At 54.5% G+C, this 14,340-nt stretch carries 8 protein-coding genes; 1 reads left to right on the top strand and 7 read right to left on the bottom strand.

Annotation, left to right across the window (positions count from 1 at the left end; translation table 11 throughout):
• Nucleotide 1: 1 nt before the first annotated feature.
• The 5 genes from rpsJ to rpsL form a co-directional block, all read right to left on the bottom strand.
• The gene (gene rpsJ, locus AC0JZ1_RS07520) at nucleotides 2–310 is read right to left on the bottom strand and encodes a 30S ribosomal protein S10 (protein WP_003547547.1); all 309 of its coding nucleotides are present in this window, start codon (nucleotides 308–310) and stop codon (nucleotides 2–4) included.
• A 302-nt stretch (nucleotides 311–612) separates the two neighbouring features.
• A complete protein-coding gene (gene tuf, locus AC0JZ1_RS07515; RefSeq protein ID WP_471881777.1) occupies nucleotides 613–1,788 on the bottom strand; it encodes an elongation factor Tu in 1,176 nt (391 codons plus the stop codon).
• 74 nt (nucleotides 1,789–1,862) lie between these two features.
• Entirely contained in the window at nucleotides 1,863–3,962 is a 2,100-nt protein-coding gene (gene fusA, locus AC0JZ1_RS07510; protein WP_471881786.1) for an elongation factor G, read from the bottom strand.
• A 33-nt stretch (nucleotides 3,963–3,995) separates the two neighbouring features.
• Complete coding sequence (gene rpsG, locus AC0JZ1_RS07505) at nucleotides 3,996–4,466, bottom strand: 30S ribosomal protein S7 (protein ID WP_471881785.1); 471 nt, start codon at nucleotides 4,464–4,466, stop codon at nucleotides 3,996–3,998.
• A 74-nt stretch (nucleotides 4,467–4,540) separates the two neighbouring features.
• Nucleotides 4,541–4,912 (bottom strand): 30S ribosomal protein S12, encoded by a 372-nt coding sequence (rpsL, locus tag AC0JZ1_RS07500; RefSeq protein ID WP_003507760.1) that lies wholly within the window; start codon nucleotides 4,910–4,912, stop codon nucleotides 4,541–4,543.
• A gap of 478 nt (nucleotides 4,913–5,390) precedes the next feature.
• On the opposite strand from rpsL, the gene AC0JZ1_RS07495 reads away from it, so the two are divergent.
• Nucleotides 5,391–5,684 carry a transcriptional regulator gene (locus tag AC0JZ1_RS07495; protein WP_471883382.1) on the top strand — a complete coding sequence of 98 codons (294 nt, stop codon included), beginning with the start codon at nucleotides 5,391–5,393 and terminating at the stop codon, nucleotides 5,682–5,684.
• A 112-nt stretch (nucleotides 5,685–5,796) separates the two neighbouring features.
• Here the strand turns inward: AC0JZ1_RS07495 and rpoC are convergent, their stop codons facing one another.
• A complete protein-coding gene (gene rpoC, locus AC0JZ1_RS07490; RefSeq protein ID WP_471881784.1) occupies nucleotides 5,797–10,008 on the bottom strand; it encodes a DNA-directed RNA polymerase subunit beta' in 4,212 nt (1,403 codons plus the stop codon).
• Nucleotides 10,009–10,189: 181 nt separating this feature from the next.
• Nucleotides 10,190–14,329: a DNA-directed RNA polymerase subunit beta gene (gene rpoB / locus AC0JZ1_RS07485; protein WP_471881783.1), complete on the bottom strand. Its 4,140-nt coding sequence runs from the start codon at nucleotides 14,327–14,329 to the stop codon at nucleotides 10,190–10,192.
• Between the last annotated feature and the right edge of the window lie 11 nt (nucleotides 14,330–14,340).

Raw genomic sequence — 14,340 nt, 5'->3', positions numbered from 1 at the left:
CTCAGAGCTTGATTTCCACATCGACGCCTGCGGCAAGATCGAGCTTCATGAGCGCGTCTACCGTCTGCGGGGTGGGATCCACGATGTCGAGCAGACGCTTGTGCGTCCGCATTTCGAACTGCTCGCGGCTCTTTTTATCAATGTGAGGGGACCGGTTAACCGTAAACTTCTCGATGCGGGTCGGAAGCGGAACGGGGCCCCGGACACTAGCACCGGTGCGCTTCGCCGTCGACACGATCTCGCGCGTAGAAGCGTCGAGGATCCGATGATCGAATGCCTTCAGGCGAATGCGGATATTTTGGCCGTTCATTCGACGTTATCCTTGTTCTGTTTTCTCCCCATAGCCAAACAGCACGGCACGGGGCGTTTCTATCTAAAGGCGGACCACCGGTGTCAAAGATCGAGGAAGCCCGCCAAGCAGGCATTCATCCAGTCTTCAGGGCCGAAGCCCACCTTTTGGATTGGTAAACCTGCATGTTAAAAACAAAGCAGGCTGCAAATCTCGCTCGCGCGCCATTTGCAACATTTTCATGTCATAGGCAAGAGCCAAGCGCCCTCACCCGAAACTTTTTTGTAAAACGGCGAGGGATTTCTCCCTCGCCTTTTATGTCATTACTCGACGATGGACGCGACGATGCCGGCGCCAACCGTACGACCGCCTTCGCGGATAGCGAAACGCAGCTTTTCTTCCATAGCGATCGGAACGATCAGCTCGACGTCAACGGTAACGTTGTCGCCTGGCATAACCATTTCCGTGCCTTCCGGAAGCGTAACGATACCCGTCACGTCCGTCGTGCGGAAGTAGAACTGAGGACGGTAGTTGGTGAAGAACGGCGTATGACGGCCGCCTTCTTCCTTCGTCAGGATGTAGGCTTCAGCCTTGAACTTCTTGTGCGGCTTGACAGAACCTGGCTTGCAGAGAATCTGACCACGCTCAACGCCGTCACGGTTCACACCGCGAACCAGTGCGCCGATGTTGTCGCCAGCCTGGCCCTGATCGAGCAGCTTGCGGAACATTTCAACGCCCGTAACAGTCGTCTTGGAGGTAGCGCGAATGCCGACGATCTCGACTTCTTCACCAACCTTCACGATACCACGCTCAACGCGGCCCGTTACAACCGTACCACGGCCAGAGATCGAGAACACGTCTTCAATCGGCATCAGGAACGGCTGGTCGATCGGACGCTCAGGCGTCGGGATGTAGGCGTCAACCTGAGCCATCAGCTCGCGGATTGCGTCTTCACCGATCTTCTTGTCGGAATCTTCAAGAGCTGCAAGAGCAGAACCCTTGACGATCGGAATATCGTCGCCCGGGAAGTCGTAAGAAGACAGAAGTTCACGAACTTCCAGTTCTACGAGTTCGAGAAGCTCGGCGTCGTCAACCTGGTCAACCTTGTTGAGGAACACAACGATCGCAGGAACGCCAACCTGGCGAGCCAGAAGGATGTGCTCGCGCGTCTGAGGCATCGGGCCGTCAGCTGCAGAGCAAACCAGGATCGCGCCGTCCATCTGTGCGGCACCCGTGATCATGTTCTTGACGTAGTCGGCGTGGCCGGGGCAGTCAACGTGAGCATAGTGACGGTTCGGCGTCTCATACTCAACGTGCGCCGTCGAAATCGTGATACCACGAGCCTTTTCTTCCGGTGCAGCGTCGATCTGGTCGTACGCCTTGAATTCACCGAAGTACTTCGTGATCGCTGCCGTCAGAGACGTCTTGCCATGGTCAACGTGGCCAATCGTGCCGATGTTCACATGCGGCTTATTACGCTCAAACTTGCTCTTTGCCATTTCAGGCTCTCCATCTTTGCCTCGTCAAAAAGACGAGAGATTTCTGGTTGTTATTGTCGGTTGGGTTACCCCGGTCACTTCTGACCGGAGTACTTCGCCTGAATTTCCTGTGCTACGTTCGAAGGAACTGGAGCATAGTGGTCGAATACCATCGAATACTGTGCACGGCCCTGAGACATCGAGCGGAGGTTATCGACGTACTTGAACATGTTCGCCAGCGGCACATGCGCGTTGATCACAACGGCAATACCACGGCTTTCCTGACCCTGGATCTGGCCACGGCGAGAATTCAAATCACCGATAACGTCACCAACGTAATCTTCAGGCGTGACAACCTCGACCTTCATCATCGGCTCGAGGAGCTGTGCACCAGCCTTCTTGGCTGCTTCACGGAAGCAAGCACGAGAAGCGATTTCGAACGCCAGAACTGACGAGTCAACATCGTGGAAGGCGCCGTCCACCAGAGTTGCCTTCACGCCGAGCATAGGGAAGCCAGCGAGGGGACCGGAGGTCAGAACGCTTTCGATACCCTTCTGAACGCCAGGGATATATTCCTTCGGAACAGCACCACCAACGATCTTGGACTCAAACTTGAAGTCTTCGCCTTCTGGGTTCGGTTCAAAGATGATCTTGACGCGCGCGAACTGACCGGTACCACCGGACTGCTTCTTGTGCGTGTAATCTTCTTCATGCGCCTTCGTGATCGTTTCGCGATAGGCAACCTGCGGAGCACCAACAGTCGCTTCAACCTTGAACTCGCGACGCATGCGGTCAACGATGATGTCGAGGTGAAGTTCACCCATGCCCGCGATGATCGTCTGACCAGATTCCTGATCGGTCTTAACGCGGAACGAAGGATCCTCTGCAGCGAGACGATTGAGCGCAAGGCCCATCTTTTCCTGGTCGCCCTTGGACTTCGGCTCGATAGCGATCTGAATAACCGGCTCAGGGAATTCCATACGCTCAAGGATAACTGGCTTCAGCGGATCGCAAAGCGTGTCACCTGTCGTCGTTTCCTTAAGGCCAGCCAACGCAACGATGTCGCCAGCGAAGGCTTCTTCGATGTCTTCACGGCTGTTGGAATGCATCTGAAGCATACGGCCAACACGCTCGCGCTTGTCCTTGACCGTGTTCATAACCGAAGCGCCCTTTTCGAGCTTGCCGGAATAAATACGAGCGAAGGTCAGAGAGCCGACGAATGGGTCGTTCATGATCTTGAACGCAAGCATGGACAACGGCTCGCTGTCATCAGCGTGACGTTCGATTTCAGCTTCCGTCTTGAAGTCGATGCCCTTGATCGCCGGGATATCCAGTGGCGAAGGCAGGTAATCAACAACCGCGTCGAGAAGAGGCTGAACGCCCTTGTTCTTAAAGGCAGTGCCGCAGAACATTGGGTGGAACTTAACGTCGATCGTGCCACGGCGAACCAGAGCACGAATCTTGTCGTTGTCCGGCATGTCGCCGTTCAAGTAGGCTTCCATCGCTTCTTCGTCGATCTCAACAACCGTCTCGATCAGCTTTTCGCGATATTCTGCGGCTTTTTCCTTCAGGTCGTCCGGGATCTCAACGACATCCCAGGCGGCACCCAGAGACTCATCGCGCCAAACGAGCGCGTTCATCTCGATGAGGTCAACAACGCCCTTAAACTCTGTCTCAGCGCCGATTGGCAACTGCATAACAACGGCTGTAGCGCCAAGACGGGTCTTGATCATTTCTACCGAACGGTAGAAGTCAGCGCCAGTCTTATCCATCTTGTTGCAGAAAATCATGCGCGGAACATGATACTTCTCAGCCTGACGCCAAACTGTTTCGGTCTGAGGCTCAACACCAGCGTTAGCATCGAGAAGAGCGATCGCACCATCGAGAACACGCAGCGAGCGCTCAACTTCAATCGTGAAGTCAACGTGGCCGGGGGTGTCGATGATGTTGAAGCGACGCATCTTACCGTCGCGACCTTTCCAGAAGGTGGTCGTAGCAGCAGAGGTGATCGTGATCCCGCGTTCCTGCTCCTGCTCCATCCAGTCCATGGTCGCTGCGCCATCATGAACTTCACCGATCTTGTGCGACTTACCGGTGTAATAAAGAATACGCTCGGTGGTGGTCGTCTTACCGGCGTCGATGTGCGCCATAATACCGAAATTTCGGTAGTCTTCGATTTTATACTCGCGAGCCATAGGACTGCCTTTCGAATTTCGATAGGATGGAGATTACCAGCGGTAATGCGAGAACGCGCGGTTCGCGTCTGCCATCTTGTGCGTATCTTCGCGCTTCTTGACGGCGCTACCGCGGTTGTTTGCGGCATCCATCAACTCGCCGGAGAGGCGATCAACCATCGTCGTTTCGTTACGCTTGCGTGCAGCAGCGATCAGCCAACGAATGGCAAGAGCCTGACGACGCTCTGGGCGAACATCAACAGGAACCTGATAGGTTGCACCACCAACGCGGCGCGAACGAACTTCTACGTGCGGAGCAACGTTCTCCAGCGCCTGATGGAAAACCTGCAGCGGCTCCTGCTTGGCTTTTCCCTGGACTGCATCGAACGCACCGTAGACGATGCTTTCAGCGACCGACTTCTTGCCATGCAACATGATGGCATTCATGAACTTCGTTACAACAAGATCACCGAACTTCGGATCCGGATTGATCTCGCGCTTTTCTGCTTTATGACGTCTCGACATACTATCTGTCTCTTTATCTAGCTATGCGCCTTAACACGCGGAGGACCTCGCGCGGCACATCAGGATGGAATGGATTACTTCGGACGCTTCGCGCCGTACTTGGAGCGGCGCTGCTTACGGTTCTTCACACCCTGCGTATCGAGTACGCCGCGGATGATGTGGTAACGCACGCCCGGCAAGTCCTTAACGCGGCCGCCACGGATCATGACGACGGAGTGTTCCTGCAGGTTGTGACCTTCACCAGGAATGTAGCCGATGACTTCAAAGCCATTGGTCAAACGGATCTTGGCAACCTTACGCAAAGCCGAGTTTGGCTTCTTCGGGGTTGTCGTGTAAACGCGCGTGCAAACGCCGCGCTTCTGTGGATTTTCCTGCAGCGCAGGAACCTTATTGCGCTTGACCTGTGCCTGGCGAGGCTTGCGGATCAGCTGGTTTACGGTAGGCATATACCCATCCCTTGCAAAATCTTGTTTCCCGACTCTTACGAGCCAAACTCACGCCGTCTCCGGCTTTCAGCACACTTCAACATGCACAAACGTGGCCCAAACCATTTGCTGGTTGGACCACCCGAGGCAGAGGACGCATCACCTGCGTCATGCGTGTTACATTCGTGTCTTCAACGTGCGTTTTGGAACCTTGTTTGAGGCATATCCAGGAACGAGCCGTACCAGACGGTTAAGCCTCACATCGCTTCCGATGGGGCGCGTTTACTGTTTTACCCCTCCCACGTCAAGGCTGTTTTGGGTTTTTGCCCTTGCCGCCGCCAAGGAAGCGAGGCTTTTGACGTTAATTTGGGGAACAAGCATCGGAATCATTGTGTTCAGCCCATTAACGAATGCGCGAAACGCGGCAGATGATAAGAAGGACTCATTGGTGTCGCGCCAAGTCGCGACTCGCTTTGAATTTGACCTGGAGTCCAAACTGATGATCAGCCAACCTGATAACGACAATAATCTTGATAAGCCCATGGTCTTCATCATCGTTGGCAAGGGTTATGAAACAAAAGACAGCGAGGGAGTAGACCTCCACATTCTTCTAAGTGCACCTGATGATGATACAGCGGTCCGTGAGGCGCTGAATGCCCTTTCCGAAGAAGGCTTCCTCGAAGCCGATTTGGACCAGATCGGCGTACTGACTGAGGAGCCCGTTGAGGAACCACACGCGTCAGCCTACCAAGGCGCCCTCGAGGGCGAAGTATCCATCATCCGCTTTTCTTAAAATCCAGTTCGCAGTCCCACTTTGACATTATGATAAAACGAAAACGCCCGGCCAAAAGCCGGGCGTTTCTATTGGAAGCCGAGGTGAATTGATAACAATTCACCTCAACTGATTACTCTCCAGCAGGCGTTGACTGGTCAGCCATGTCCCGCAGCATAGGTGTTGCCACGGATGCGCCAGTACCCTTGCGGCGTTCATCCAGGATCATCTCATCGCGCGATGTTGCGATGCGACGGATCTGGGTCATGGTCCCGCCAGTACCCGCCGGGATCAAACGGCCAACGATGACGTTCTCCTTCAGGCCCTGCAGAGTATCCGTCTTACCTGCGATCGCAGCTTCCGTGAGAACCTTTGTGGTTTCCTGGAAGGACGCTGCAGAAATGAACGACGGCGTTTGCAGCGAGGCCTTCGTAATACCAAGAAGAACAGGTTCACCCGAAGCCGGACGCTTGCCTTCTTCCATCAGACGGTCATTGGCATCATCCAGTTCGATGCGGTCGACATTGTCGCCCACAATATACTGGCTGTCACCGGAGTCGGTGATTTCGACCTTCTGAAGCATCTGGCGGACGATGACCTCAATGTGCTTGTCGTTGATGACAACGCCCTGCAGACGATAAACTTCCTGGATTTCGTTGACGAGATAGGAAGCCAAAGCCTCCACGCCCTTGATAGCCAGAATGTCATGCGGAGCCGGATTACCGTCGAGGATGTAGTCACCCTTTTCGATGTAATCGCCATCCTGAAGATGGAAAGGCTTGCCCTTCGGGATAAGGTACTCGACCGGCTCCACACCATCTTCGGCAGGTTCGATCAGCACGCGACGCTTGTTCTTGTAGTCGCGTCCAAGACGGATCGTACCATCGATTTCCGCGATGATAGCGTGATCCTTTGGACGGCGCGCTTCGAACAATTCAGCAACGCGTGGCAGACCCCCGGTGATGTCCTTGGTCTTCGCGCTTTCCATAGGAACACGCGCCAGAACGTCACCCTGGCTAACCTTCTGACCAGGTTCGACCGACAGAATGGCATCGACCGAAAGCATGTAGCGCGCGTCACCGCCACGAGACAGCTTATGGATATTACCACTCGCATCCTTCAGCACGATCGCAGGCTTCAAGTCCGTACCGCGCGGCGTGGAACGCCAATCGATAACTTGACGCTTGGTAATACCAGTCGACTCGTCCGTGGATTCCGATACCGAGATCGAGTCCACAACATCTTCGAACTGAACCACACCCGCAACTTCCGTCAACATCGGACGTGTGTAAGGGTCCCACTCAGCCAAGCGCTGACCGCGCTTTACCTTGTCGCCATCATCAACAAACAGCTTCGAACCGTAGGCCACACGCTGCGAAGACCGTTCGACACCACGCTCATCCAGAATGGTAACCGCCATGTTGCGACCCATGGCAACCAGATTGCCTTCGGAGTTGCGCAAGACGTTGCGGTTCTTGATCTGGATCGTACCTTCGTAGGAAGCTTCAAGGAACGATTGGTCAACAACGTTCGCCGTACCACCCAAGTGGAACGTACGCATTGTCAGCTGTGTGCCTGGTTCACCAATGGACTGAGCAGCAATAACGCCGACCGCTTCACCCATGTTCACCGGAGTACCGCGTGCAAGGTCGCGACCGTAGCAGACAGAGCAAACGCCGGTCTGCACTTCGCAGGTCAGAGCCGAGCGGATGCGAACGGACTGAATACCAGCCTTTTCGATCTCGATAACATGTGGCTCCAGGATCATCTGGCCAGCCTGAACCAGATTTTCGCCCGTAACCGGGTTGTCGATATCGTCCAGCGCCGTACGGCCAAGGATACGAGCACCGAGCGAAGCAACCACCTGACCGGCATCGACAATCGCCGTCATGGTCAGGCCCTTGTCCGTGCCGCAATCGACCAAGTTGACGATGCAATCCTGCGCAACGTCAACCAGACGACGCGTCAAGTATCCGGAGTTAGCCGTCTTCAACGCCGTATCGGCAAGACCCTTACGAGCACCGTGGGTGGAGTTGAAGTACTCGTTAACGGTCAGGCCTTCCTTGAAGTTCGAGATGATTGGCGTCTCGATGATTTCACCCGAAGGCTTTGCCATGAGGCCACGCATACCGCCCAGCTGGCGCATCTGGTTCGGAGAACCACGAGCACCCGAGTGCGACATCATATAGATCGCGTTCATCGGCTTCTGACGACCGGTCTCCGCATCGAACTCAACGGCCTTAATGCGGGCCATCATGTCCTCTGCAACCTTTTCAGTCGCCTTACCCCAAGCATCAACAACCTTGTTGTACTTTTCGCCCTGCGTAATCAGACCGTCATTGTACTGCTGCTCATATTCCTTAACCAGCGTTTCGGTGTCGCCAACGATCTTCGCCTTGGTTTCAGGAATGATCATGTCGTCCTTACCGAACGAAATACCAGCGCGGCAGGCATGCGTGAAGCCAAGCTGCATGATCCGGTCGCAGAAGATCACCGTGTCTTTCTGACCGCAATGACGATAGACCGTATCGATCATCTTGGAGATGTTCTTCTTGGTCATTTCCTGGTTGCAGATTTCGAACGGCACATTGACGTTCTTCGGCAACAATTCGCCGATGATCAAGCGACCAGGCGTGGTTTCGTAGATCCGCGATACAGGGTTACCTTCAGCATCGACGGTCTTGAAACGACCACGGATCTTGGCATGCAAGGTGACAACCTTGTTCTCAAGCGCATGGTGCAACTCGCCCATGTCAGAGAAAGCCATGCCTTCGCCCGGCTCGTTCTGGTTCATGATCGAGAGGTAGTAAAGGCCGAGAACCATGTCCTGTGAAGGAACAATGATCGGTGCACCGTTTGCAGGGTGCAAGATATTGTTCGTCGACATCATCAACACGCGTGCTTCAAGCTGGGCTTCCAGCGAAAGCGGGACGTGAACAGCCATCTGGTCGCCATCGAAGTCGGCGTTAAAAGCCGTGCAAACGAGCGGATGAAGCTGGATAGCCTTGCCTTCAACCAGAATCGGTTCGAAAGCCTGGATACCGAGACGGTGCAACGTCGGAGCGCGGTTCAGAAGCACTGGATGCTCGCGGATGACCTCGTCCAGGATATCCCAAACTTCCGGCTTTTCCTTTTCAACCAGCTTCTTGGCCTGCTTGACGGTCGAGGAGTAACCCTTGGCGTCAAGGCGAGCATAGATGAACGGCTTGAAGAGCTCGAGCGCCATCTTCTTCGGCAGACCGCACTGGTGCAGCTTGAGTTCCGGGCCCGTCACGATAACCGAACGACCGGAATAGTCGACGCGCTTGCCGAGCAGGTTCTGGCGGAAGCGGCCCTGCTTGCCCTTGAGCATGTCAGAGAGCGACTTCAGAGGGCGCTTGTTCGCACCCGTGATGACGCGACCACGACGGCCGTTATCGAACAACGCATCCACAGATTCCTGCAGCATGCGCTTCTCATTGCGGATGATGATACCCGGCGCACGAAGCTCGATAAGACGCTTCAAACGGTTGTTACGGTTAATAACGCGACGATAGAGGTCATTGAGGTCAGACGTCGCAAAACGTCCACCATCCAGCGGCACGAGCGGACGCAGGTCCGGCGGGATAACCGGCACGACCTTCATGATCATCCACTCAGGACGGTTGCCGGATTCAATGAAGTTCTCAACAATCTTGAGACGCTTCATCAGCTTCTTCTGCTTCAAATCTGACGTGGTGTCCGCCAGATCCGAACGAAGGTCGCCTGCCAGCTTGTCGAGATTCATCGAAGCGAGCATTTCGTAGATGGCTTCAGCGCCGATCATGGCAGTGAACTGGTCTTCACCGTACTCATCGACGGCCAGCATGTACTCTTCTTCAGAGAGCAGCTGATTTTCCTTGAGCGCCGTAAGGCCAGGTTCTGTGACAATGTAGTTTTCGAAGTAAAGAACGCGCTCTACATCCTTCAGCGTCATATCCAGAAGCGTCGCGATACGGGAAGGTAGCGACTTCAGAAACCAGATATGAGCAACCGGCGCGGCAAGCTCAATGTGGCCCATGCGCTCGCGGCGAACACGTGACAGCGTAACTTCAACACCACACTTTTCGCAGATAATACCCTTGTATTTCATACGCTTGTACTTGCCGCACAAGCATTCGTAGTCCTTGATCGGTCCAAAAATACGCGCGCAGAAAAGGCCGTCGCGTTCTGGCTTGAACGTACGATAGTTAATGGTCTCCGGCTTTTTGATTTCGCCATATGACCAGGAAAGAATCTTTTCAGGCGACGCGATCGAAATACGGATCGAGTCAAAGTGTTGCGCAGGCACCTGCGGATTGAAAAGGTTCATGACCTCTTGGTTCATGCCTATCTCCTTATGGGGCTATCAGCCCTCAACTTGCGTGCAGTACCGACCCAAAACCCGGGAAGGCCGATATGACGCGAAAAAACGGTCTTAACCGCACAATGCGGCAGAATTCCCCTGCCCCAGCTCAAACTCGGGCGGGAACGGCGCGCGCTCATCACAAGCGCGCGCCACGTTTTTCTTATTCCGCAGCGTCCGGTAGTTCGCCAGAAGCTTCTGTCGCATCCAACTTCGAGTTTTCCAACTCGACGGAAAGACCCAGAGAGCGCATTTCCTTGACGAGCACGTTGAAGCTTTCCGGAATACCGGCTTCAAACGTGTCATCACCGCGAACAATCGCCTCATAGACCTTTGTACGACCGGCCACGTCATCCGACTTCACCGTCAGCATTTCCTGCAGGGTGTAAGCCGCGCCGTACGCTTCCAGCGCCCAGACTTCCATTTCCCCAAAGCGCTGACCGCCAAATTGTGCCTTACCACCAAGCGGCTGCTGGGTGACCAGCGAGTAAGGACCAATCGAACGAGCGTGGATCTTGTCATCGACCAAGTGGTTCAGCTTGATCATGTACATGTAACCCACGGTCACCTTACGGTCGAACGGCTCGCCGGTACGACCATCGTAGAGAACCGACTGACCCGATTCATGCAGGCCTGCCTTCTTCAACATGGCAGCAACGTCAGGCTCATGAGCGCCGTCAAACACCGGCGTCGCGATGGAAACACCACGCTTTGCTTCTTCGGCCAGCTTAACCAGGGATTCGTCGTCGAAGCGTGCAACTTCATCATGCGATTCGCTCGCATAGATTTCAGTCAGCTCATTCCGAAGTTCGGAAATGTCCATGGTCTTGCGATACTCTTCGAGCATCTCGCCGATCTTCTTGCCCATACCGGCGCAAGCCCAAGCAAGGTGCGTCTCGAGGATCTGACCGACGTTCATACGTGAAGGAACGCCGAGTGGGTTCAAGCAGATGTCAACATGCGTACCATCTTCAAGGAACGGCATGTCTTCCACAGGCACGATGCGAGAAACAACACCCTTGTTACCGTGACGTCCCGCCATCTTGTCGCCGGGCTGGATCTTGCGCTTAACAGCAACGAAGACCTTCACCATCTTCATGACGCCAGGAGGCATTTCGTCGCCGCGCTGAACCTTCTCGACCTTATCCATGAAGCGCTGCTCAAGCCGCGACTTGGACTCATCGTATTGGCCACGCAAAGCTTCAATTTCTGCCTGGACCTTTTCGTCTTCGACAGCAAACATCCACCACTGCGAACGCGGGTATTCCGAAACGATAGCGTTGGTGAGCTCAACACCCTTCTTGAAGCCCTTCGGACCGGCAACGGAAACCCGACCACGAAGCATGTCAATCAAGCGACCATAAACGTTACGGTCCAAGATTGCCTGCTCGTCATCACGGTCCTTGGCGAGACGCTCAATTTCCTCGCGCTCAATAGCCATCGCACGTTCGTCCTTTTCAACGCCGTGGCGGTTGAAAACACGAACTTCCACGACAGTACCAAAGGTACCTGGTGGCATACGCATGGAAGTATCGCGAACGTCGGATGCCTTTTCACCGAAAATAGCGCGCAGAAGCTTTTCTTCCGGCGTCATCGGGCTTTCGCCCTTCGGTGTAATCTTGCCGACAAGGATATCGCCCGGCTGCACTTCCGCACCGATGTACACGATACCTGCTTCGTCAAGGTTCTTCAGCGCTTCTTCCGACACGTTCGGAATATCACGTGTGATTTCCTCAGGACCAAGCTTGGTATCACGCGCCATCACTTCGAATTCTTCGATGTGAATGGAGGTGAACACGTCGTCAGAGACGATGCGCTCAGACATCAGAATAGAGTCTTCGTAGTTGTAGCCGTTCCAAGGCATGAACGCCACAAGTGCATTCCGACCAAGTGCCAAGTCACCCAGATCGGTCGATGGACCGTCAGCAATGATATCACCCTTGGAGATGATGTCGCCAACAGCAACGAGCGGACGCTGGTTAACGCAGGTGTTCTGGTTGGAACGCTGGAACTTCTGCAGGCGGTAGATATCGACGCCAGACTTGCCAGCATCAAGATCTTCCGTCGCACGGATAACGATACGTGTCGCATCCACCTGATCGACGACACCGCCGCGGCGAGCAGCAATGGCAGCACCAGAGTCACGCGCAACGATCGGCTCCATGCCAGTCCCGACGAACGGCGCTTCAGCACGAACCAATGGAACGGCCTGGCGCTGCATGTTCGAACCCATCAACGCGCGGTTAGCGTCGTCGTTTTCTAGGAATGGGATCAAAGCGGCAGCAACAGAAACGAGCTGCTTTGGCGAAACGTCCATCAAGTTGATGTTGTCACGCGGTGCCAGCATAACTTCACCGGAGTGACGGCAAACTACGAATTCTTCGAGGAATTCACCCCGTTCGTTCAACGGCGCATTAGCCTGAGCAACGTAATACTTCGCCTCTTCCATAGCGGAGAGGTAGATCACGTCGTTCGTCACGCTACCGTCGACGATCTTGCGGTACGGGCTTTCAATAAAGCCGTACTTGTTGACACGTGCGAAGGTGGCAAGTGAGTTGATCAGACCGATGTTCGGGCCTTCCGGCGTCTCGATCGGGCAGATACGTCCATAGTGGGTTGGATGAACGTCGCGAACTTCGAAGCCAGCGCGTTCACGCGTCAGACCGCCCGGGCCAAGAGCCGAAAGACGACGCTTATGCGTGATTTCCGACAGCGGGTTGACCTGGTCCATGAACTGCGAGAGCTGCGAGGAACCGAAGAATTCGCGAACAGCTGCAGCGGCAGGCTTCGCATTGATCAGGTCCTGCGGCATCACAGTGTCGATCTCGATCGAGGACATACGTTCCTTGATCGCGCGCTCCATGCGCAGAAGACCCAGACGGTACTGGTTCTCCATCAACTCGCCGACCGACCGGACACGACGGTTGCCCAAGTTGTCGATGTCGTCAATTTCGCCTTTACCATCGCGAAGCTCAACGAGCATTTTCACGACAGCCAGGATATCGTCCTTGCGAAGCGTGCGAACCGTATCTGGGCAGTCCAGATCCAGACGCATGTTCATCTTCACGCGGCCAACAGCCGACAGATCATAACGCTCAGCGTCAAAGAACAGCGAGTTGAACATGGCTTCCGCAGATTCCATGGTCGGCGGTTCGCCGGGGCGCATGACGCGGTAAATGTCAAACAGGGCGTCCTGACGGTTCTCATTCTTATCGGCAGACAACGTATTGCGGATGTAAGCACCGACATTGATGTGGTCGATATTCAGAACCGGAATTTCGTCAAAGCCAGCGTCGAGAATGATCTGAAGAGTCTTCTCATCAAGTTCGTCGCCCGCTTCGAGATAGATCTCGCCGGTTTCGAAGTTGACAATGTCTTCAGCCAGGAAGTTGCCATAGAGGTCGTCATTTGACGCCTTCAATGCCTTCAAACCCTTATCCGTCAACTGGCGCAGCAGGCGCGGCGTCAGCTTCTTGCCGGATTCGACAACAACTTCACCTGTATCGGCGTCAATCATGTCGGAAAGGGTCTTTGCACCCTTCAAAGTTTCCGGCTGGAACGGAATACGCCAGCCTTCACCATCACGTTGATAGCTGGACTTTGTGTAGAAGGTCGACAGAATCTCCTCGCCATCCATGCCCAGTGCCATGAGCAAAGACGTGGCCGGGATCTTACGGCGGCGATCGATACGTGCGTAGACAATATCCTTTGCATCGAATTCGATGTCGAGCCAGGAGCCGCGATAAGGAATTACGCGTGCAGCAAAGAGCAATTTACCAGAGGAATGGCTCTTACCCTTATCGTGGTCAAAGAACACGCCCGGAGAACGGTGCATCTGAGACACGATAACGCGTTCGGTGCCGTTTACAATAAACGTACCGTTATCAGTCATCAAAGGCATATCGCCCATGTAGACGGATTGCTCCTTGATGTCCTTGATGGACTTGGAACCTGTATCCTCGTCAATATCGAATACGATCAGACGCAGCGTGACCTTCAAGGGAGCTGCATAGGTAAGATCGCGCTGACGGCATTCTTCAACGTCGAACTTCGGTGGCTCGAACTCGTAGGAAACGAATTCCAACATGGAAGCGCCAGAAAAATCCGTGATTGGGAACACGGACTTGAAAACGGCGTTAAGCCCCTCATCGGGGCGCCCACCTGCTGGCTCTTCTACCATCAGGAACTGATCGTAAGATGCCTTCTGAACCTCGATAAGGTTCGGCATTTCTGTGACTTCGGGAATCTTTCCGAAAAACTTGCGTACGCGCCTGCGACCGTTGAACGAAAGGGTCTGAGCCATCGTCGCTCCTT

The organism is Affinirhizobium capsici, from assembly GCF_977018625.1.
Note: the sequence above shows the minus strand (reverse complement) of the source record. Positions and strands in the feature narration are given on the sequence as shown.